17 protein-coding genes are annotated in these 21,223 nt (G+C 43.9%); 11 read left to right on the top strand and 6 right to left on the bottom strand.

Translation table 11 applies throughout. The annotated features are described in order from the left end of the window. Positions 1–65: 65 nt before the first annotated feature. From L3V31_RS00950 to L3V31_RS00940, 3 genes are all read left to right on the top strand, one after another. Complete coding sequence (locus tag L3V31_RS00950) at positions 66–1,703, top strand: BCCT family transporter (RefSeq protein ID WP_237313911.1); 1,638 nt, start codon at positions 66–68, stop codon at positions 1,701–1,703. A gap of 395 nt (positions 1,704–2,098) precedes the next feature. After that, the gene (locus L3V31_RS00945) at positions 2,099–3,292 is read left to right on the top strand and encodes an amino acid aminotransferase (RefSeq protein WP_237313909.1); all 1,194 of its coding nucleotides are present in this window, start codon (positions 2,099–2,101) and stop codon (positions 3,290–3,292) included. Positions 3,293–3,911: 619 nt separating this feature from the next. Then, entirely contained in the window at positions 3,912–5,048 is a 1,137-nt protein-coding gene (locus tag L3V31_RS00940; RefSeq protein WP_237313907.1) for a hypothetical protein, read from the top strand. A gap of 70 nt (positions 5,049–5,118) precedes the next feature. On the opposite strand, the gene L3V31_RS00935 is transcribed toward L3V31_RS00940, so the two are convergent. Further along, positions 5,119–6,174 (bottom strand): AraC family transcriptional regulator, encoded by a 1,056-nt coding sequence (locus tag L3V31_RS00935; protein ID WP_237313905.1) that lies wholly within the window; start codon positions 6,172–6,174, stop codon positions 5,119–5,121. Positions 6,175–6,328: 154 nt separating this feature from the next. Between L3V31_RS00935 and L3V31_RS00930 the strand changes: the two genes are divergently transcribed. Both L3V31_RS00930 and L3V31_RS00925 read left to right on the top strand, forming a co-directional pair. Then, positions 6,329–7,831, top strand: coding sequence for an NAD(P)/FAD-dependent oxidoreductase (locus tag L3V31_RS00930; protein ID WP_237313904.1), 1,503 nt, complete (start codon positions 6,329–6,331; stop codon positions 7,829–7,831). Positions 7,832–7,862: 31 nt separating this feature from the next. Continuing rightward, positions 7,863–8,666, top strand: a complete 804-nt coding sequence (locus L3V31_RS00925; protein WP_237313902.1) for an alpha/beta hydrolase — start codon at positions 7,863–7,865, stop codon at positions 8,664–8,666. A gap of 57 nt (positions 8,667–8,723) precedes the next feature. Here L3V31_RS00925 and L3V31_RS00920 read toward each other — a convergent pair whose 3' ends face one another. Continuing rightward, complete coding sequence (locus tag L3V31_RS00920; protein ID WP_237313900.1) at positions 8,724–9,146, bottom strand: Hsp20/alpha crystallin family protein; 423 nt, start codon at positions 9,144–9,146, stop codon at positions 8,724–8,726. A 126-nt stretch (positions 9,147–9,272) separates the two neighbouring features. Continuing rightward, positions 9,273–10,178, bottom strand: a complete 906-nt coding sequence (locus tag L3V31_RS00915; protein WP_237313898.1) for a DMT family transporter — start codon at positions 10,176–10,178, stop codon at positions 9,273–9,275. Between the two features lie 98 nt (positions 10,179–10,276). On the opposite strand from L3V31_RS00915, the gene L3V31_RS00910 reads away from it, so the two are divergent. Continuing rightward, positions 10,277–11,065: a helix-turn-helix transcriptional regulator gene (locus tag L3V31_RS00910; protein WP_237313896.1), complete on the top strand. Its 789-nt coding sequence runs from the start codon at positions 10,277–10,279 to the stop codon at positions 11,063–11,065. An 81-nt stretch (positions 11,066–11,146) separates the two neighbouring features. Here the strand turns inward: L3V31_RS00910 and L3V31_RS00905 are convergent, their stop codons facing one another. After that, the gene (locus L3V31_RS00905; RefSeq protein ID WP_237313894.1) at positions 11,147–12,907 is read right to left on the bottom strand and encodes an ABC transporter ATP-binding protein/permease; all 1,761 of its coding nucleotides are present in this window, start codon (positions 12,905–12,907) and stop codon (positions 11,147–11,149) included. A gap of 264 nt (positions 12,908–13,171) precedes the next feature. Between L3V31_RS00905 and L3V31_RS00900 the strand changes: the two genes are divergently transcribed. Next, a complete protein-coding gene (locus L3V31_RS00900) occupies positions 13,172–13,588 on the top strand; it encodes a nuclear transport factor 2 family protein (protein ID WP_237313893.1) in 417 nt (138 codons plus the stop codon). A gap of 476 nt (positions 13,589–14,064) precedes the next feature. Here the strand turns inward: L3V31_RS00900 and L3V31_RS00895 are convergent, their stop codons facing one another. Beyond that, entirely contained in the window at positions 14,065–14,718 is a 654-nt protein-coding gene (locus tag L3V31_RS00895; RefSeq protein ID WP_237313891.1) for a glutathione S-transferase, read from the bottom strand. 102 nt (positions 14,719–14,820) lie between these two features. On the opposite strand from L3V31_RS00895, the gene L3V31_RS00890 reads away from it, so the two are divergent. Next, on the top strand, positions 14,821–15,714 hold the full coding sequence (locus tag L3V31_RS00890) for a LysR family transcriptional regulator (protein ID WP_267135862.1): 894 nt from the start codon (positions 14,821–14,823) through the stop codon (positions 15,712–15,714). A gap of 215 nt (positions 15,715–15,929) precedes the next feature. Here L3V31_RS00890 and L3V31_RS00885 read toward each other — a convergent pair whose 3' ends face one another. Then, positions 15,930–16,835: a LysR family transcriptional regulator gene (locus L3V31_RS00885; protein ID WP_237313888.1), complete on the bottom strand. Its 906-nt coding sequence runs from the start codon at positions 16,833–16,835 to the stop codon at positions 15,930–15,932. A 107-nt stretch (positions 16,836–16,942) separates the two neighbouring features. On the opposite strand from L3V31_RS00885, the gene accD reads away from it, so the two are divergent. The 3 genes from accD (at position 16,943) to L3V31_RS00870 (ending at position 21,208) form a co-directional block, all read left to right on the top strand. Then, positions 16,943–17,809: an acetyl-CoA carboxylase, carboxyltransferase subunit beta gene (gene accD / locus L3V31_RS00880; RefSeq protein WP_237313886.1), complete on the top strand. Its 867-nt coding sequence runs from the start codon at positions 16,943–16,945 to the stop codon at positions 17,807–17,809. A 664-nt stretch (positions 17,810–18,473) separates the two neighbouring features. Then, a complete protein-coding gene (locus L3V31_RS00875; RefSeq protein ID WP_237313884.1) occupies positions 18,474–18,788 on the top strand; it encodes a cytochrome c in 315 nt (104 codons plus the stop codon). A gap of 287 nt (positions 18,789–19,075) precedes the next feature. After that, positions 19,076–21,208, top strand: coding sequence for a NosR/NirI family protein (locus tag L3V31_RS00870; RefSeq protein ID WP_237313882.1), 2,133 nt, complete (start codon positions 19,076–19,078; stop codon positions 21,206–21,208). Positions 21,209–21,223 lie beyond the last annotated feature (15 nt).

Raw genomic sequence — 21,223 nt, 5'->3', positions numbered from 1 at the left:
AAGTAGTTGTTAATTGATCCATGCCTTTCACCTATTTAGGTTGTGTAAAGATAAAGGAACATTCAATGAGTAAAGATAATGGTGGTATTCCTAAACACAGCGGAAAAGCAAACCCTATAGATACCGATTATCAAGTCGGTCAGGACAACGTCGTGTTATCCGTTGGGCCTTTTGGTTTAGATATTCATAACCGAGTGTTTGCGGTTTCAGGGTTAGCAATTGTGATATTCGTATTTGCTACCTTAATTTTCAGGGAGCAAGTAGAGCCGATTTTTGTCCACATGCGATCCTGGTTAACCTCTAGCCTTGATTGGTTTTTCATCCTTTCCGGTAACATATTTGTCTTAGTTTGTATTGGACTCGCTATTTCTCCTCTAGGCAAAGTTCGGATAGGTGGGACCGAGGCTTTACCCGACTACAGTTACGCAGGCTGGCTGGCAATGTTGTTTGCCGCTGGTATGGGGATTGGGTTGGTGTTCTTTGGCGTATCGGAGCCAATGTCCCACTTCAGTTCTTCCCTTGCAGGGCCTGTACTTGAAAACGGAGTCCGGACAGATTGGGCGCCATTAGGTGGGGCTTCTGGTGATACAGAGGCGGCTCAATCATTAGGCATGGCAGCGACGATATACCACTGGGCTTTGCATCCGTGGGCTATTTATGCGTTATTAGCGTTAGGCTTGGCCATATTCTCTTACAATAAGGGGTTGCCATTAACGATGCGTTCAGTCTTTTACCCAGTTTTTGGTGAACGTATTTGGGGGTGGCCAGGGCACATTATTGATATTTTGGCGGTAGTCGCTACGGTATTTGGTCTCGCGACGTCATTGGGTTATGGTGCTTCACAAGCAGCAACCGGTTTAAACTTCCTGTTTGGTGTACCACTAACGGATACAACACAAATAGTCCTAATTATTGTTATTACTGCTTTTGCTTTGATATCCGTACTTGCGGGGTTGGACGGTGGCGTTAAACGCCTTTCTGAAATTAACATGGTATTGGCGGCATTATTGCTGTTCTTTATAGTTATTGTTGGACCAACCTTGTTTATCTTGACGGGCTTTTTCGACAACATTCTGTCTTATATGAAAAATTTCCCTGCATTGTCGATGCCATTTAATCGCGAAGACGTCAACTACTCTCAAGGCTGGACTTCATTCTACTGGGCTTGGTGGATTTCATGGTCGCCATTTGTTGGTATGTTTATCGCACGTGTATCGCGCGGACGTACCGTTCGTGAATTTATTTTCTGCGTACTCATTGTCCCTTCAACAGTCTGTGTTTTCTGGATGACGGCCTTTGGTGGAACAGCAATTAGCCAGTTTGTAAATGATGGTTATGAAGCTGTGAAAGATGCCGAACTTCCGTTGAAGTTGTTTGAAATGCTGGAAGTTATGCCTTTATCAAGCATTACCTCTTTTGTTGGTATCATTCTGGTTGTGGTGTTCTTCATTACATCATCGGACTCGGGTTCGTTGGTTATCGACACTATTGCAGCTGGTGGTAAAGTCGATGCACCGACACCACAGCGCGTATTTTGGTGTACGTTTGAAGGTTTAGTTGCGATTGCGTTGTTGCTAGGTGGTGGTCTAGGCGCGGCACAAGCGATGGCCGTGACGACAGGTTTCCCATTCACTATCGTCTTATTAATCGCTACATTCTCTCTGATTTTAGGGCTAATGAATGAGCCAAGAGACCAAAAGTAGGGCTCTCTAATCACTAGCCATGGGCGTATCCATCAGGATGCGCCCGTTATCGTTCTTAAGAGGCCATTCAGTCAGGCTCTTCCAAAACCTTTTGGTCTCTTTGTCATCACCAATACCTAATCCAACTTTGTTGAAGTCAGCAATATGCACCCACTTTATGGGCCGATTTTGGGTGGCTTTAATAGTCTAGTGTTATACCTTCAAGACGAAATTGCTTTACGTGCAGGTTAGTTCTTACTGGGCGTAGATGTGACAATTATGTTAATGTCGCTGCACGTTGTCGGTTATATCGAACTGGCTCTATCAATACTCTGCGGTGTCATATTGAACTTTATCATTGGTTTAAATCACCGTGCAGACCGTTATCAAGTTAATAATTAACAAGGAGAATTTCAGTGCTTAATCATGTAACAGCCTATGCCGGAGACCCAATTTTGTCTCTCATGGAACAATTTATGGCGGATGAACGTTCTGAAAAAGTGAATCTGAGTATCGGCCTGTACTACGATGAAAATGGCAAAATTCCAACGCTACCATCTGTGGCAACTTCTCAGCAGCAGTTAGCAGCAGAAGAAAGTCAGCCCTGTATCTATCTGCCAATGGAAGGCTTAGCACCATACCGCGATGCGGTTCAAGCTCTTGTGTTTGGTGAAAATCATCCTGCTTTGGAAGAAAAGCGAGTGGCGACGATTCAATCACTCGGTGGTTCTGGTGCGCTGATGATCGGTGCGGATTTCCTTAATCATTATTTTCCAAACTCGAAAGTGTGGGTGAGTAATCCAACATGGGAAAATCACAATGCTATTTTTGCCGGTGCTGGGTTTGAAGTGGATACTTACCCGTACTTTAGCCCCGAAACCAAAATGCTCGATTTCGATGGCATGATTTCAACGTTAAAAGCGCTGCCAGAGCAAAGTATTGTCCTGCTTCATCCTTGTTGTCATAACCCTACGGGCGTTGATCTTACCAATGAGCAATGGGACAAAGTGATCGAAGTGGTTAAAGCACAGAAACTGATCCCATTTTTCGATATGGCTTATCAAGGATATGGTGAAGGGATTAATGAAGACGCTTACGTTATTCGTCAAATTTCGCAAGAAAAAGACGTCGTGAGCTTTGTAAGCAACTCATTCTCGAAAACTTTCTCACTTTACGGTGAACGAGTTGGTGGATTATCTGTAGTATGTAGCAACGATGAAGAAGCGTCCCGTGTTCTTGGTCAGTTAAAAGCGACGGTTCGCCGTAACTACTCAAGCCCTGCAAAACACGGTGCCGTTGTGGTTTCGAACGTGCTAAATACTGAAGATCTCAAAGCTCAATGGTTTGGTGAAGTAGAAGGCATGCGTCGCCGTATTCTGACGATGCGTGAAAATCTGCACGAACAGCTAAGAAATCTGTGTCCGGACAAAGATTTTAGCTTCTTAATCAAGCAAAAAGGCATGTTCAGTTACACGGGCTTCTCGCAAGAGACGGTTGAAAAACTTCGTGATGAACACGGTATCTATCTGATTAACAGTGGCCGTATGTGTCTAGCAGGTTTAAACGAACAGAATGTTACCCGAGTGGCTAAAGCATTTTCTGCTGTTTAATAAGACATTAGATTAAGAATATACACCTAAGCACTCTTAAGGTGCTTGGGTGATTTCTTATGTTTGTTATCAATGTGAATGTAAGACCCTGGTTACCCTTGTCTGAAAACAATTAAGATCGTGATCTCGGCCTTATGAAGCTATATTAATAAATCTATCATCATCTATATAGCCAAAAAGAATAATTACTATTAGATTAAAAAGTCTAAAGTTTTATCTCTCAATACCATTTTTGTATCGTTCAAAACCTATCTCTTTTAGGTCCGTTCTTATCGCTGTTTACTCTGGTAACTCTTCAATTAACAGTTCACTAACCTTTTGCTGTTAAGGGTAAATCTGAACAAAGTGTCGCCCTGGTATATTCCAAAGCGTACTTTGACTTGAATCCTTTTGCTGCCACTCCATCGTCTCCTCTGCTTTATGAGAGCTGAGGCGTTCCTCCAGCTTAGCACAGCGTAGGCTGACGTTTTACCGCTCGCTAAACTACAAGTTGCATATTGTTATTCCTATTTAATCTGATGCATATACATATGTGTAACTACAATTTTACAAATGATTTACAACCTAAATGGCCCAATCTCGAGCTATTTTAGTCACCACAACACAAGGAAGAACAGCTATGAACAAGACAATGATTTTTGTTTTGATAAGTTCACTGTTGAGCACTGGCGCGTGGGCTGGTCCGCCAGGAGAAAATACGAATGGTAGTACAACGATTTCGATATCCGAGAGCATTCTCGGTGCGGATTCGTGCACAAATCCGGCATCTGCCACTGCAAACGATTCTGATAGCGATGTGTCAGCTAATGCTTTAGCTTACGCCATGTCTGGCGCTTCATCTTATATAGATATCAGTTATTCCGGTGGAGTGACTCTGGACCTAACAAGGCACGGGAATAATGGTGCTGTGCATCAGGTCGAGCTGAACGCGAGTATGGGAAGTGGTACGCTTTTTGCTCAAGTTGCTAAGTCTGAAAGCGAAGGAGGAGCAGAGGCTTCAGCTTATACTAGTGCAGAAGCGCAAGCAGCTGCTGAGATGATAGCAATAGCCTACATGAGTGTATTCCAAGGTATAGATGAGGATATTGACCTCGTAGTAACAGAGATCACCGTTAAGATTGGCACCGAAGCGATAGCTTCTGCTGTTGCCGGGGTAGAAGGCAGCGCGGAGAGCTCGGCGAGTTCAGAGTCTGGTGCTGATGCTGATAGTGATAGTTCGGCTTCTGCGAGTGCTGAAGGGGGAGGCCTATCTGCGAGTGGTTCTTCATTTTACGTACAAGGTGCGAATATAGAGGAGTTCACAACACAAATGAGTGCGACAAGCGGCACTGTATTTAATGTTCAAACCTCTGCTCTTGCTAAAGTATACGCTGACGCGATGGCCACATCATTCGCCTACGCGATGGCAGAAGCATCTGCTGAAGCTCAGGCTGCTGGGCAGCTTACATTTGAATGGGATTTACCTGTTTTAGGATCCGGTTCGTTACCTATTGTGACAGATTTTAACTCCGCGACTAATGCGGCGCAACAAATTGCAAATGCCGCTCAATCCATCGCTGCATACGCACAAGCGGCTGCTACCTCTTCAGCAAGCGCTTTAGGTGGATCTTCCGTTACCATGGGTATGATGGTTCATTATGAGAATTTGCCTGGTACCGAAGATTTATTGGAAGTCGTGGGAAATGGTAGCCTTGGTTTAAACTGTTCTCAAGCTTCGGCCAGTGCGACTGCAAGTGCGGATGCGGAAACCAATTAAGTATTAAGCAAAAATTAATAACAAGTCATCCAACAAATACGTTGGGTGACTTTACTTTTTGCTCAAAGATTTAATTATATTCAATTTCTTCTAGTAGTCGTGCACGGTAAGTCCTTGGCGTAACGCCAAACCAAACCCGACACGCACGATTGAACGTCGCTTGCTCTGAATATCCAAGTAACCCACTAATTTGGCTTAGTTTTAGGTTTGGGTCCTTCAAGTACTTTGTCACTATCATTTGTCGATCGTTCGCTAACAGTTGCTCGTAGGTTGTATTCTCCCGGGCGAGTTTTCTCTGCAGAGTTCGCTTGTGCATTGAGAGGTGCGCAGCAATGTTTTCAGTGCTGCATTGACCTGTGGGAAGCAGCGCACGAATTAATCGTCTTACATCACCAGATACGGAACTTGCAAAGGGAGTGGGTTGTGAATCCAGATAGTGCCTTGCCAGTTTGCAGGTTTGTTCATCTTCACTAGAGAGCGGTATGGCAAATGCTGATTTGGGAAGGATAAACCCACACCAGTCTTGATTGAACTTTACAGGGCAGCCAAATACGGTTTGGTAAGAGGCTTCATCTCCCAATCGAGCATGCATAAAGTGCACAGAGAGCGGTTTAAACTCATGGCCGCATAATAACTTTATGACCTGCATAGCATTGGCCAAACCCAGCTCGTAGCACTGAACTGAATAGTCTATACCGCGTCCCTGGACAGTGTATTCCAGCCTCATCGCGCTAACTTTTTCACTGGTTTCAGGCGTATACTTGGTGGTTAATGCAGAGCAATGTAGATGCAAATAGTCGGATATATTGTCGAGCGCATCACCAACTGTGGCGGAGCTTCGCGCGATGACTGAAATCGGGCCAAGAATGCCCATACCCTGATATTTTGCGAGTCGCAGCCCAAAGTCAGGGCAGTCAAGAGCCGTTACGGTATCTTCTAGCAGCGCAATCATATTGCGAAAAATAAGAAAGGAATCCTCATCCCGTCTTTGCTCGTTAGGTATGTGATACTTTGCGAGCAGCGAATTCGGATCTCCGCCCAATAACCTGGTCAGATTGTCATACCCGCGAAGGTTTGTTGCCCTAATTAAAATGTGCACGACTTCTCCGTTGTCTAGATTAACCATTCCATGGTTATCCATTCCTCTATTTAGCGAAAGTTTTAGAGTTAACATTTTAGTAACATTGTCGCGTTATATCAAAAAAAAGTCGTCATTCATCAATATTGTCTTACCCCCTTTCTGAAATATTGAGCAATGTTTAGTCAACAAGGAAAAGGTTATGAACGCTGTACACTACGACACAATCATTATCGGGGCTGGTCTTTCAGGGATTGGAACGGCTTGCCACCTAGCGTCTGAGCACCCTGATAAAACACTGGCGATTTTAGAAAGAAGGGAACGAATGGGAGGTACCTGGGATTTATTTCGCTACCCAGGAATTCGTTCTGATTCAGATATGGCGAGTTTCGGGTTTGACTTTAAACCTTGGTATTCAGATAAAGTGTTGGCTGAAGGAAAAAGCATCCGGGAGTACGTTGCGGAAACAGCCGAAGAATTTGGCTTTGATGATAAGGTGCAATACGGCTTGGCGATAACCAAAGCAGATTGGTCGGATGAAAAACAGCGCTGGACAGTGACGGCGACTCATGAGCCTTCTGGTGAGGAAAGAATATTTACTTGCTCGTTTTTGATCAACTGCGCTGGCTACTACAATTTTGATAAAGGCCATCGACCTCATTTCCAAGGAGAAGAGTCGTTTAAGGGGAACATTGTTCATCCTCAGTTTTGGCCAGAGGGTTTTGATTATTCGAATAAGAAAGTGGTCGTCATTGGTAGTGGTGCAACAGCCATAACACTTTTGCCAAGTATGGCGGAAAAAGCTGCGGGTGTGACTATGCTCCAGCGCTCGCCAAGCTACATTATGGCGGTTCCGAATACGGATAAAATTTCTGTTTTCCTTAATCGTTTTTTACCGAAAAAGTGGGTGTTCAATCTGATAAGAAAACGCAACATTCTCATGCAACGAGGTATGTATCTGGCGTGTCGTAAATGGCCAATGAGAATGCGTAAAGTGCTGCTATCGCATGTTCGTAAACAAGTGGGATCTGATTTTGATATGAGCCACTTCACTCCGAATTACAACCCATGGGAGCAGCGCTTGTGTGCAGCGCCTGACGGTGATTTTTTCAAAACCTTGCGTTCAGGTAAGGCGAATATCGTCACGGATCATATCGAACATTTTACGGGAAAAGGCATTAAGCTGAAATCTGGACAGTACCTAGAGGCTGATGTGGTTGTGACCGCAACGGGTTTGGATATCCAGTTAATGGGTGGCATGGAGTTTCTGTTAAATGGCGAGCCAATCAACGTTCCGAATCGCATGATCTACAAAGGAATCATGGTTGAAGGGGTGCCAAATTATGGTTGGATATTTGGTTATACCAATGCGCCTTGGACGTTAAAAGCGGATATAGGCGGCCGTTATTTATGTAACTTGTTTACTCTTATGAAACAGAAGGGCTTCGCAGCGGTTCGTCCAGTAGACAACGATAACACGAGTACTGGCGTCAGTATGCTGGATGGGTTTGCTCCGGGCTATATGGAACGAGCAAAAGAAAGAATGCCGAGACAAGGGAAGGAGGGGCCTTGGGTTGTCACTATGCACTACGGGAAAGACAAAAAAGCGTTGACTGAGGATCCTATCGAAGATGGCGTTTTGCAGTTTTCTCCTGCTGTAGATCAAGATAAAGCAATGGTTCAGGAAGTTGAAGCGACAGCATAACCCGACTTGCCAGATGATAAGGACGTGAAAAATGACAATACCAGATCACACCAAGCCGCCAGTAGTACTTATCCCAGGTATGTGGAGTACCGGAGAAACCTTGTCAGAACTAAAGCAGGCTTTTGAGGCTCAAGGGTATGAAGTGGATTCTTTGTGTCTTCCAGAGCACAAGGCGAAGCTCGAATACGATCAAGCGGATAAGAACCGACTTGCGAGAACGTCTTTACAAGACTATGTCGATTTTATCTGTGCCAAAGTTAAAGCTCATGGTGTCGCTCCGATTCTCGTCGGGCATTCAATGGGAGGATTGTTAGCACAATTAGTGGCGGCTAGGGTACCAGTCAGTAAGTTAGTACTCCTTTCGTCAGCGGCTCCTGGCGGAATTAATGGCTGGAGCTGGTCTGTGATTCGTACCTTTGGACGTAACTTATTGATATTTCACCTTTGGCGCAAAGTCACGGAAGTTGGCGAGAGTAATGTCCGCTATGGTATTGCTAATTCTCAAAGTGACTCTGTTCAAGAGCAAATCCTGGACAATATGACCTTTGAGTCGGGCATGGCAACGTTTCAGATTGGCGTTGGTGGCTTTTTCAAAAGTGGTTTTTCACGGGTTGATGCGAAGCAGGTGAGGAGCCCAATACTGGTACTGGGCGGAACCGCAGATTGTATTACGCCTATCAAGGTACAACGCGCTATCACGAAAAAGTATGGGAAACAGGCTACTCTGGTCGAATTACCAGAGGTATGTCACTGGACCATAGGAGGAAGCAATTTACCCCAGGTTACATCGGTGATCTTTGACTGGCTTGATGAGCAAATGAAAATCGCAGCATAGCGGCCGCAGTTTGAAAAATGCCCTCCAGTAAAAGGAGGGCATTTTGTTTACTCTTAGCTAGCGAATTGGAATCTTGTGTTCTTCTTCACTTTGGCCGGTTAGTTTAGGTACCACGACAGTCAAAACACCGTCGGAAAAATCAGCGCTAATTTCTTCGACATTGATGTTGTTACCGAGCGTAAAACTTCGAGACATCTTGCCACTGTAGCGTTCACTGTGGACTACCTTACCTTCTTTTTCTGTCTCTTTTTTAGTTTCGATACTTGCTTCGATGGATAACACACCTTGCTGGCAGCTAAGTTTGATATCTTCTTTTTTCACTCCCGGCAAATCGGCAGTGACTTCGAAGGCTTGGTCTTTCTCGACAATATCAACTCGTGGCGAAAAAGTACCCTCTTCGAATCGTGTCCTCAATGCAGGAAATGAATTGTCAAAGAACCGGGAGAAATCAGCCCAGCTATCACGAGGAACCAAGCTCATAAGTACCTCCTAATTCACTCTTTCCTAACATCACTATAAGTGTAATCCGGGTGTGCGAATTTTCAGGAAAAATCACTTCTCTGTTTGATTAAAATCAATTATCCGAGAAGAGTTCTGACCCGGTATTTAAACAGTTGTCGAAGGTACCTCTGGTGGGAAGTTACGGCTTGTACGGCGCACTTTGAACTGCGAGAGAATAACTCCGAAAATAACAAATAAGCCGCCAAAAATATGGTAGAGATGGATCGCTTCGCCCAGCAGTGAGGATGCCAATGCCACAGAAACCACAGGCAACAAATTCATAAACATGGCGGTGGAGTCAGCTCCAATTAAATCTATCGCCTTTACCCACATCAGTGGTGCGAAAATTGAGGCAGCGATACCCGCGTAAGCAATTAACGGTAGCGCTTCTTGGCTTGGTAAAAGTTGCTCGCTCGTCAACCAGAGTGGTGTCAGCATGGTCACTGAGAAGAACCCTTGTATGTAAACCAATGTTAAATTGTTAAAAGGCATCTTCCAACGCTTTAGTAGCACGCAATAAGCTGCGTAAACGAACGCGGCCAGTAACATCAAACCATCACCCTGAGTGATATCCTGATGCAAGAAATAAGTGATGTCTCCATGGCCAAGCATAAAGGCTAACCCCAATAACGACATTGAGCCGCCCACGATGCTCAGTTTAGAAATAGACTTACCTAACAAAGGCACGCTGAGAAATACACTGATGAGTGGAACCAATGAAGTAATCAGTGCCATATTAGAAGCTGTGGTGGTTAAACCAGCGTAATAGCCAAGAGATTGATTTAAAACCATACCTAGTAGAGCAAGGCAAGCCAGCTTGGTGAGATAAGGGCGAATAACCTGACGCTGCTTAATCACGGCTGGTAGACAAAATGGTGTCAGGATCAGCAGTGCGATAAACCAGCGGTAGAAACTCATCGCACTAGGCTCAATCACGCTGGCCGCCATTTTGTTTACGATAGTATTCCCACCCCAAATCATGACGGTAAAAAACGGAAGTAAGTAAACCATGAAAATCCTATCGAACAATAATTGATGACGATAGTCTGGCAGGTCTTTATAATGAAAAGTATCTCCTAAAAGACATAGTGAGCGATAGGAAGACAATTTTGAAAAAGAGTTCGCGAAACCTCCACCCTTCATTATCAATCGATCGGGCTCCATCCGATGTGTTTATGAATTTTGAAGCGTTTTTGTCAAATACAGAGACTCGAATGCATAGCCATCCATGGGGGCAGGTGCAATTGATCAGCGGTGGTATTTTGGAAATAGATGCCGAAGACACGCGCTTTTTAGCCCCCCCTCATTTAGCTATTTGGGTGCCTGCGGGTATTCGTCATACCAGTTATAACCGTAAACCGATCGAATATTGCTCGTTAAATATCTCTCCGGAATTGACGGCGCATTTCCCGACCAAAACCAGTTTGATTAAGGTGACATCGGTTATTGCAGCCATAATTGAAGACTTTCGCCAACGTGACATCAATGTCGCACATAGTGATGAAGACAAACGCCTAGTGCAGGTGCTGCTCGATCAACTGGCAAAACAAGAAGTGGAGCACCATTTTTTACCGACCACCGATAATAAGTATCTGGAACCTATCCTTAAAGCGGTGGAAGAATCACCCACGGATGAAATCAGTTTGGCGGAGTGGGCCGCAAAGGTGCATACCACAGAGAGAACGTTAGCGCGTCACTGTCAGAGTGAACTAGGGATGAGTTTTACAGAGTGGCGATTACGTGTTCGGTATCTGCACTCTATGGAGTTGCTGCGTAAGGGACAAACGGTAAAAGAAGTCGCACTGACGTTGGGTTACAATCAGGCTAGCCCTTTTATTGCCATGTTTAAGAAATACTCCGGCATGACACCGGAGCAATACAAGAATCGCTTGTTATAACTGACATCGTTGAAAGTATAAAATGTCTAAATGAATTCCATACACACTCAGCCAACTATTTATAACGAGCTTAAGCAAGCGTTATCCTAAGTGCTTAAACTGCAACGCCACCAGTCGCTGATAAAGCTCGCAGCTTTGCATCAATGATTGGTGGTTACCAATATCGATCAGTGCGCCATCCTCTAATACGGCTATCTTATCTGCATGTTGGATGGTTGATAAACGATGAGCAATGATCAGCGTGGTGCGGCCTTTCATTAACGCCTCAAGTGCTTGCTGAACATAGTGTTCACTCTCGCTGTCTAGTGCGCTGGTGGCTTCATCAAGCAGTAGGATTTTAGGATCTTTAAGAATGGCGCGAGCAATCGCAATTCGCTGTTTTTGGCCTCCCGATAGCCTTACGCCACGCTCGCCTAAAAAGCTACGATAGCCCTCAGGCAGCTTCTCAATAAACTCATGCGCATGGGCTTTTTTCGCGGCTTCGATAACTTGTTCGTCCGTTGCCTCTGGGTTGCCGTAGCGAATATTGTGGAATACGTCGTGGCTGAATAAAGCGGGCTGTTGTGGGACTAGTGCCATCTGCTGGCGAAGCTCGTTCGGGTCGAACTGACGAATATCAACGCCTCCAAACAGAACCTGACCTTGCTGTGGGTCGTAAAAACGTTGTAGCAGTTCGAACAGTGTCGTTTTACCAGCACCCGACGGGCCAACCAGCGCCAATACTTTACCTTGCTCAGCAGTGAGGTTTAATTCTTTGATAGTCGGTTGGTCGGGGCGAGAAGGATAGTTGAAATTAACCGAGCTAAATGTAACCTCCGCTGGCATCTCTGTGCTTATCGGTAAAACATGGTTTGGCGCACGAATATCGCTTTCAACTTGCAGAATCTCAATCAGCCTTTCGGTTGCGCCTGCGGCTCTTTGTAGCTCACCAAGCACTTCGGAAATGGTTGCTGTGGAGGAGGCGACCATAATGGCATAAAACACAAATGCCGCTAGATCACCAGCTGACATTTTTCCGTGGATGACATCACTTCCGCCAACCCAAAGCATGCCAGCAATCGCGCTAAACACAATCAGAATGACACCAGATATTAAAATCGCGCGTTGCTTCACTCGCTGTCTACCAATCTCGAATGCTTTCTCCACCTCCACGGCAAAGGCGGCTTTCTCATGTTGTTCTGAGCTAAAACTTTGTACCGTTTTAATATGTTCTATCGCTTCACCTGCATAGCTGCCCACATCTGCCATTGAGTCTTGGCTTTGGCGAGACAGTGCACGTACTCGTCGCCCATAAACCAAAATGGGTACCAGAACGAATGGCACAGAAGCAAGGACAATCAGCGTGAGCTTAAAGTTGGTGGCAAATAACATAATGATCGCGCCAATGCACATTAAGGCGCTGCGCATCGCCATAGAAAATGAGGAGCCAATAATGCTCTGTAGCAAAGTGGTGTCAGTAGTGAGGCGCGACATAATATCGCCACTACTGTTGGTCTCAAAATAACTAGGGTGCAGAGAAATAACATGGTTAAACACTGCGAGGCGAATATCTGCGCTGACGCGTTCACCTACGGATGAAACAAGATAGAAACGAAAGAAAGTCCCGATAGCAATACACAGAGTGACACCGACAATAAACTGAATCGCACTCGTTAGCTCTTGCAATGACTGTTGAGCAAAACCTTGATCGATCAGCATGCGTACCCCATAGCCAACTGATAACGTCAGGCTTGCGGTTGCGACTAGTGCGAGCAAGGCAGCAGCAACACGCCACTTATAAGGAGAAATAAAGGTGGTTAGTTTAAGAAGAATGCTGAGGTTTTTGCTATTTTTACTGCTCATGAGTGGTCCATAAACCTTTAATAGTATTTGGAATAGTAAGCCACTTAGTCTAGTGAAACCAGTAACAGTTACTTTCGAGGAACGATGAACGGTTTTTACTATAATAAATAAAAGGCATGCTGGTGGTCTTGCTGGTTACCAATCTAATGGCTGAAGAAGCAATTGGTTTTGTATCACGTGTTAAATAAATACTGTTGGCTGATATAACAAAGAAACAGTGCTATACCATAGAGTGGGAAGTAATAAATAAAGGTGAAATAACTCATGAGCAACAGATTAGAAACCGCCATGAAATTTTTCGACGCATGTGAAACAGGAAAAGGCTGGGATGCATGCAAATCTTATTGTCACTCTGGTGCAACTTTTTCATCTCAGGCTGGCGCACTGGCAGATATTGACAGCCTAGAAGCTTATACAGAATGGACGAAGTGGTTATTAACACCTATTCCAGATGGCCGTTACGAATTAAAGAGCTTTTCAGAAGACAAAGAGCGTAATATTGTTACTGCTTTCGCTGTTTTTCATGGCACACAAACTGGTTTAGGTGGCCCAGTCGATCCTACAGGAAATACTGTCGAAGCTGATTATGTCTATGCGATTCTATTTGAAGGTGACCTTATCAAGCATATGACCAAAATATGGAATGATACTATCAGTCTTCAACAACTCGGCTGGGCATAGCTCACCTATCAAGGTTATCAAACTCACTTCGGCACACTGTACCGCCGTCGATGCCGTTTAATGTAGTGATAGAAATCTGTTTAACACCGAGTCGCAATTTAACTTAACGTTTTCCTACTTCCTGCTGCTTGCCTTACTTTTATCCATATTCAATTCAGTCACGTATGGATGAATTGATTTTGCCCCATTCGTTATTAACCCTGATTTACGTCCCAATTCAGAAAGTCACTCTTTGGCTTACTTTTACTCCTCTTTGATCGAAATAAGAAGCAAGTAAAAATTAGTGTTACTGAGCTCTCAATGAGTTAAGTTCAAATCAGCTAAAACGTGACAAAGTAAGAGTGAGCGAACAACCCACTCTGCTTCGTAGGATTACCAAATACCTACCAACGATTAGCAAGATAGTTAAGGGAAAGTAATTTGAGTGATTAACAATGCTTATGAAGAGCATTTTGCTACCGTAAACCATTGCGAAGTTAGCAATTGCTTTCGCTAACTTCACTGTTCAGTTTTTCCTTCCGTAGCCCGACATTCGAAAGTTGCATAGGCACAAAGCCAGATAGTCCTTCTACTCGTTTGAGCCAAGTTTCCAGAACAGGGTAGTCAGCTAAACTTATTCCGCCTTCTGGTGCTAACTTGATATAACTATAGAGGGCTAAATCCGCAATAGTAGGCTTTGTTCCAACCAACCATTGGCGGCCGTTTTGGTAGTTCTGAAGTTGTTTGAGTAGCTTATGTGCTTCTTGAGTGAGTGGTTCACGGTCTATGCTGCGATTGAACAGGTTCGCTGCGCGTAGTTTGGCTATTGAGCCTGCGAGTCGATGAGCCGCTAGAGAAAGAAACTGTTCGATATTTGCACGTGCTAGAGGCGAATCCGGAAGCCATTGCTGTTCTCTATCATAGACGGTAGCGAGATAAACCAAGATTGCGTTTGAGTCAGAAATAACGGTTTCACCATCTACTAATACGGGTATTTGACCAAACGGATTAAGTGCCAAAAACTCTGGCCGTTGATGTTCCCCTGCTGGTAAATCGACGGGAATGAGCTCAAAATTCAATTCGAGGATACTTAAAAGCATGTGCACACGGTGTGCGTGCCCTGAAAAGGGGTGCCAGTATAGTTTTATCATTGTGTTCTCCTAACTCGTTGTCTGTTAGATATTTAAGAACAACTTGCGAAGAAGAAAAACCCCGCTAACATGGAATGATAATTTCCAGCATGTTGACAATTTATGGACACTATAGATGGAATGAGAACAGTAGTGGCAGTAATAGAAACCGGCTCATTTACCGCTGCTTCAGAGCGTTTAGGTATTTCTAAATCTTTGACTTCCAAATACGTTAATCGCGTAGAAGAGCAGCTCGGAGTCACACTGTTTCATCGCACCACCCGCAAGCTTTCAGTTAATCAGTCTGGCCAAGAATACTACCTTCAAGCACAACAGGTTTTGGCTAAGTTTGACCAGCTTTACCATCAACTTCACTCAAATAATAAGGAGGCTTCAGGTCCTCTACGTATAACGGCATCGCAGGGTTTTGCAGAAGAGTTATTAAGTCCACTTATTCCTGAGTTTCACGCTCTCTATCCAGATATACAGATTGATATCATCGTTACCAACCAAAAACTTGATTTAGTGGAACAAGCCATAGACATCGCTTTTCGTGCCAGTGAATTAGAAGACTCCAGCTTAAGATACCGCAAGGTCATGTCACTTCAAAGTTCAGTTTACGCCGCGCCTGAGTTAGCAAGACAGTACTGCCATGATCGGGAAATAACACAATTGCCTTGCCTTATCGATAGCAATCTTCACCCGACAGCTCGTTGGCCTGTAGCTAGCACTTTGAACCAGAGCAATAGTTGCAATAGTCTTGCCGTACGTGCCGTTTTCAAAAGCAATAGTCCAAGGCTTATTCGTCAGTTGACGCTCTCAGCAATCGGGGCAAGCTATCAACCCGATATTATCGCTGCACCTTATGTGAAAAAGGGTCTATTGCAAAAGCTTGATATCGGTTTTAAACCACTTAAGTATCCATTGAACGCTCTCTACCGTGGAGGTGCTTATCAACCTGAACGAGTGAAAGTCTTTTTAGATTTTGTTATTGATAAGCTCGGTATGCTTAACTGAAAGTAATCAAAAGACAATCAGTTTTGACATGCGAAAATATCATAGATTCTAGGCAACACCTCATCAGAGTTTGTATACAAGCCAACATCTGTAAGCTAGCTGTACTAGTTAGCTCAGATCTTCCTCAAAGCGAGTTTCAGAAGTCACTGCAATATATTATCAAGACTAATAATAAGTGGTTCAGACAAAGTCTTTTATTGAAATTGTTCTTCTTCCTACGTGCTTTTATCTAAACTTGCTTGGTGCTGTAAATGTTCAATAAACATTGGGATCTTTTTTGCCAAGTGTTTTCTGGAAGCGTAAAAAACATACAAAACCAAATCTTCAGGCTTGTACTCCATTTTAACAATTTCCAGAGAACCAGCATCTATCTCATTACGACAGGATTCGGTTGGTAGTATCGCGAATCCCAAACCGGCTAATGCGCCTGATTTAGCTAGATGCCCACTATTGACTTTAAATGAAGACTGTACTTTTTGAGTTATAAGCTCACCTTTAGCGTTTTTGAAGACCCACGGTGTTCCATTTAACGCGGTAAAGCTATTGATACACGGAACGTGTTTCAAATCGGTAATCTGAAAAGGTATGAGAGACGTCTGTATGAGTTTGGGGGATACTACAACAGCACTTGGCCAGCGCTTAATCTCTTTGGCTACCCAATTATTGTCTTCGAGCTTTCCTCGGTGAAAACTTAAAATGATGTCAAACCCATCAAGTAAATCCTCTTTCGGGCTAATGCTGGTATCGCAACATAATGAGATTGAGGGATGCTGGGTACAAAAAGAAACCACTGCTTGGGCTAAAGCAGGTGAATCAGGCATTAGAACTTTAAGTTGCCCCATGACTTCATGAGAATGCTGAGTCACTTCCTCAAGAGCATCATTAAGTTTGTCTAGCAATGGCTGCGTACGTAAATAAAGGTGTTCTCCTGCATCCGTCGGAGCGATTCGGCGTGTGGTTCTGTCAAATAGTCGAGTATCCAGCCGTTCTTCCAGCAAAGCGATATGGCGACTGACATTTGATGTTGGCAAACTTAGAAATTCCGCAGCCCGTTTAAAGCTGTTGTTCTCATAGACACAGTGAAAACTTTTTAGCCACTGTTGGTCAATCTTATCAAGCATCTCATTTAATCCCATTATATTGGATTATCAAACCCATATAACCCACTTTATTACCAGAAACAGGCTTATACAATAGCCCTCACTAAAGTTATCTGGAGAGGTCTCCCATGAGTTGGTTAGAAAAGCTATTAGATAAGAAGAATATTATCAGTACACGTAAAGCGTCGATTCCAGAGGGGGTATGGGTTAAATGCCCCTCTTGTGACCAGATCTTATATCGCATAACCCTTGAGGAGAATCTGGAGGTGTGTCCAAAATGCGAACACCATATGAGGATGGCGGCACGCCGACGCTTAGACAGCTTTTTGGATAAAGGAGAGCGAGTTGAGATTGCCAGTGAACATGAGCCGAAAGATTTGCTGAATTTTAAGGATCTGAAGCGCTACAAGGAACGCCTTGCTCTAGCCCAGAAAAGTACAGGAGAAAAAGATGCCTTAGTTGCGATAAGAGGAAAACTTATGGGCTTACCTGTTGTTGCCTGTGCATTCGAGTTTTCTTTTATGGCAGGCTCGATGGGTTCAGTTGTAGGTGCTCGTTTCGTTCGGGCAGTTGAAGCTGCTATTGATGCAAACTGTGGATTAATATGCTTTTCTGCTTGTGGGGGGGCTCGAATGCAAGAGTCATTAATGGCTCTGATGCAAATGGCGAAAACCAGTGCAGCTTTGAATCAATTATCAATGGCTAAATTACCCTACATATCGGTCCTAACAGATCAGACCTATGGTGGTGTCTCAGCAAGTCTAGCCATGCTAGGAGATATTAACATTGGCGAGCCTAAAGCAAGAATCGGATTTGCGGGGCGTCGTGTTATAGAACAAACTGTCCGAGAAAAATTACCCGAGGGCTTTCAGCAGAGTGAGTTCCTCTTAGATCATGGTGCTTTAGACATGATTGTTGATAGACGTGAAATGCGCAAACGAGTTGGTGGGCTAATTGCTAAAATGACAAATACAACTGTTTCGCTCGATGTATAGCTTATAGGTTCTGTAACCAAGCAGATCTAGCCAACTGAGTGAGATTTACTCGAATTTGCATAAAATCATTTGAGATATTCAAAGTTACGATGTTCATTCATGTCCATTTTTTGTAAGAAAGTTTCCTACTACAATTTGGCGTCTTAAAAATATTGTCACATAAATATCAACTTATGGTTGTTTTTGATGATATCAATATATGGTTGTTTCACATTTCGAATAATTAAGAGCCGCATATAGCGGCTCTTTTTTTGCCCTAAATTTGGTTAGGAGAGTGGTGCCAGTTCAAGCAATTATCACACTTACCGCAGTTAACTACTCGTATTTGTACGACACTTGTAAAAGATGACTGTTATTTAAACTCTGATAACTAAAAATCGGCCAACTACCACCAAATGGCTATTTTTTAATTCAGTAACTAAAGTGTGAGAATTCTAGCAATACACTGACAATTAATGTGGAAAAATCGAAGAACAAAATATGGTGCTAAATTATCCAATCAAAGTAAATAGGTGCTCAAAGTAGCACAGAGAAAACACTTGATAGCAAAACAAATTTTTTCGAAAACTCGTTTTCATTTTGAATTGAAGTTAACCAGTGTTTTACCAGCTAGAATGAATGTTTATTGACTACGATTGGTACAACAACAAATAGAGGCAGAACAATGAAAAACGTCTTTCTGGGAGTACTGGTTGGTCTAACTGCTTTCACATCTCCGGTTTTTGCTGGTGGTGATATCGAAGCAGGTAAAGCGAAATCCGCTACATGCGCTGCTTGTCATGGTGCTAATGGCATCGCAATCATGCCTATTTACCCCAACTTAAAAGGACAAAATGAGCAGTATCTGGTCAGCTCATTGAAAGCCTACAAGAATAAAGAGCGTAGTGGCGGTCAAGCTGCGATCATGCAACCTCAGGCGGCAATGTTGAGTGATGAAGATATCGCCAACGTCGCGGCATACTATGCGAGCCTCAAATAGTCTAACTGGCAGCCTTAAGACCGTTGGTAACTCCATGGATTAAGGCTCTCAACCGGACATCTATACGCCAGTTCAAAAGTCAGAAAGTCACTACAAACCTATGCGAAATCACTTGCATTGCCTTCGTAGTACGTTGCCGAGAATACGTCCATGTTAAGTGGGTATTTACAAACTCAGTTATTTCTATCCATGAGTTAAGTGTTTTGACTTTTGTGGTGCCAATTCATTCACGCCAGACCCGGCTTTAAAATGAATGAGCAACAAACAAATTAAGCAAGGAACGCAGGATGCATTGGTTCACACGACTAAACAAAATCGTCAAAGCATTTGTTTTTGTTACCCTTCTAAGTTGGCTAGCTCTGTCTCCCGCTTATGCTCTGTTTGTCAGCCCGGCCAAAGACCCTTTCGTTTTATTAAACAACGCTTTCCCTGCAGCTACCCGTATCAGCGAAAAACAAACGCACCCTCCTGTTTGGGAGGTTTATCAGCAGGAAAACCTTGTCGGCTATGCTTTTGAAACCAACGATATCGAGCCAATCCCTGCTTATTCAGGCGAACCCGTTAACATGCTGGTTGTAATAGATCCGCAGGGAAAATACCTCAACGCTCAAATTATCGAACACCACGAACCCATAATTCTTGCTGGCATTCCGGAAAGCAAGCTTGCCGCTTTTGCTGAACAATACCTTGGGTTATCAGTCAACGACAAAATAAAAGTCGGTAATAGTAAATCCTCTGAATATGTGGCCATTGACGGTTTATCTGGTGCGACGGTAACCGTAAAAGTCATGAACGCGGCTCTTACCAAATCTGCAAATGAGGTGGCGAAAACACTTGGTATCATTGAAGCGGAGCGGGGCGTTATCCAACCGCCGTCGACTATTATTGATGACCTATTTGAAACCGCTACCTGGCAACAACTCACAGGAGACGGGTCGATTCGTAGGTTATTCCTCAATCGCGGTAATGTAGATAAAGCTTTTGACGGTACCGAAGCTGAAAACGTGGACAATGCTCCTCCCGGAAAAGAACAAGAGATGTTCGCGGAAATATATTATGCATTGGCCGATGTACCTACGATCGGGAGAAACCTGTTCAGTGAAAAAGACTACGACTGGCTGATGTCAACACTTAAACCCAATGAACATATGCTGGTAGTGTTGGGGAACGGTTACTCATTTAAAGGTTCCGGGTACGTTCGCGGCGGCATTTTTGACCGAATCCAGGTCTTGCAGAATGATAATGAGATCGAGTTTCGGGATCTTGACCATCACCGAATCACCGACCTTGCTATTGCAGGCGCACCTCAATTTAAAGAGATGTCGGTCTTTCGTATTCAGACACATCACGAATTTGATCCCGGCGCTGACTGGCAACTTGAACTATTAGTCCGTCGGCAAACCGGCCCAATTGATAGTATTTTCTCCAGTTTTCAGGCTGAATATGATATCCCGGATCGCTACGTTGATACACCGCCAGCCATTTATCCCGAGCCTGAGCTAACACTTGTCGAACAAGCTTGGCAGGAACGAAACGTAGAGGTCTATATCCTATCTGCGTTATTGCTGGTGTTACTTTTAGTTCTTTTTTTTCAGGACATATTGGTCCGTCACCCCAAATTTATGCATAACCTGCGTCATGCATTTTTGATCGTTACAGTCGTATTTATCGGTTGGTCATGGGGCGGTCAGCTTTCAATTGTCAACGTATTCACCTTCCTTCAGGCATTGATGAAGGACTTCTCATGGGATCTATTCCTGCTTGACCCGATTATCTTTACGCTCTGGAGCGCAACTGCAGTCATTCTATTATTATGGGGGCGCGCTGTGTATTGCGGCTGGCTATGCCCGTTTGGTGCCTTACAAGAGCTAATCAATGTCGCCGCCCGCTATCTTAAAATTCCCCAATATGAATTACCGTTCGCCGTTCATGAACGTTTGTGGGCTATCAAGTATCTTATCCTGCTGGGCTTATTTGGCCTATCACTCGATTCGCTGGCATTAGCTGAAAAATTTGCCGAAATTGAGCCATTTAAAACAACATTTTTACTCAAATTTGATCGTGAATGGCCATTTATTTTTTGGGCCGGGTTGTTACTACTCGCTAACCTGTTTCAACGAAAAACTTTCTGCCGTTACCTATGTCCATTGGGTGCCGCTCTGTCTGTATCCAGTAACATACGCCAGTTCAACTGGCTAAAACGTCGTTCAGAGTGCGGTCAACCCTGTAAAACATGTGCCAAAGAATGTGAGATCCAAGCCATTCATCCGAATGGACAGATAAACATGCGCGAATGTCATTATTGCTTAGACTGCCAAATCACTTACTACAACGCGGATAAATGTCCACCGCTTAAAAAGCTGGCTCGAAAAAAACGTCGAGATTCCAGCCAGGATATTCCAATAACGGAAACACCCTAAGTGCAACACAAAAGT

This window comes from Vibrio sp. J1-1, assembly GCF_021728395.1.
Classification (GTDB): Bacteria; Pseudomonadota; Gammaproteobacteria; order Enterobacterales; family Vibrionaceae; genus Vibrio.
The sequence above is the reverse complement of the archived record's forward strand: the minus strand, read 5'-3'. Positions and strand labels throughout refer to the sequence as shown.

Excerpts from the sequence above, each read along its gene's own strand:
- L3V31_RS00950 (WP_237313911.1), top strand. The coding sequence starts at position 66 with ATGAGTAAAGATAATGGTGGTATTCCTAAACACAGCGGAAAAGCAAAC.
- L3V31_RS00940 (WP_237313907.1), top strand. The coding sequence starts at position 3,912 with ATGAACAAGACAATGATTTTTGTTTTGATAAGTTCACTGTTGAGCACT.
- L3V31_RS00935 (WP_237313905.1), bottom strand. The coding sequence starts at position 6,174 with ATGGTTAATCTAGACAACGGAGAAGTCGTGCACATTTTAATTAGGGCA.
- L3V31_RS00930 (WP_237313904.1), top strand. The coding sequence starts at position 6,329 with ATGAACGCTGTACACTACGACACAATCATTATCGGGGCTGGTCTTTCA.
- L3V31_RS00925 (WP_237313902.1), top strand. The coding sequence starts at position 7,863 with ATGACAATACCAGATCACACCAAGCCGCCAGTAGTACTTATCCCAGGT.
- L3V31_RS00920 (WP_237313900.1), bottom strand. The coding sequence starts at position 9,146 with ATGAGCTTGGTTCCTCGTGATAGCTGGGCTGATTTCTCCCGGTTCTTT.
- L3V31_RS00915 (WP_237313898.1), bottom strand. The coding sequence starts at position 10,178 with ATGGTTTACTTACTTCCGTTTTTTACCGTCATGATTTGGGGTGGGAAT.
- L3V31_RS00905 (WP_237313894.1), bottom strand. The coding sequence starts at position 12,907 with ATGAGCAGTAAAAATAGCAAAAACCTCAGCATTCTTCTTAAACTAACC.
- L3V31_RS00900 (WP_237313893.1), top strand. The coding sequence starts at position 13,172 with ATGAGCAACAGATTAGAAACCGCCATGAAATTTTTCGACGCATGTGAA.
- L3V31_RS00895 (WP_237313891.1), bottom strand. The coding sequence starts at position 14,718 with ATGATAAAACTATACTGGCACCCCTTTTCAGGGCACGCACACCGTGTG.
- L3V31_RS00890 (WP_267135862.1), top strand. The coding sequence starts at position 14,821 with ATGGACACTATAGATGGAATGAGAACAGTAGTGGCAGTAATAGAAACC.
- L3V31_RS00885 (WP_237313888.1), bottom strand. The coding sequence starts at position 16,835 with ATGCTTGATAAGATTGACCAACAGTGGCTAAAAAGTTTTCACTGTGTC.
- accD (WP_237313886.1), top strand. The coding sequence starts at position 16,943 with ATGAGTTGGTTAGAAAAGCTATTAGATAAGAAGAATATTATCAGTACA.
- L3V31_RS00875 (WP_237313884.1), top strand. The coding sequence starts at position 18,474 with ATGAAAAACGTCTTTCTGGGAGTACTGGTTGGTCTAACTGCTTTCACA.
- L3V31_RS00870 (WP_237313882.1), top strand. The coding sequence starts at position 19,076 with ATGCATTGGTTCACACGACTAAACAAAATCGTCAAAGCATTTGTTTTT.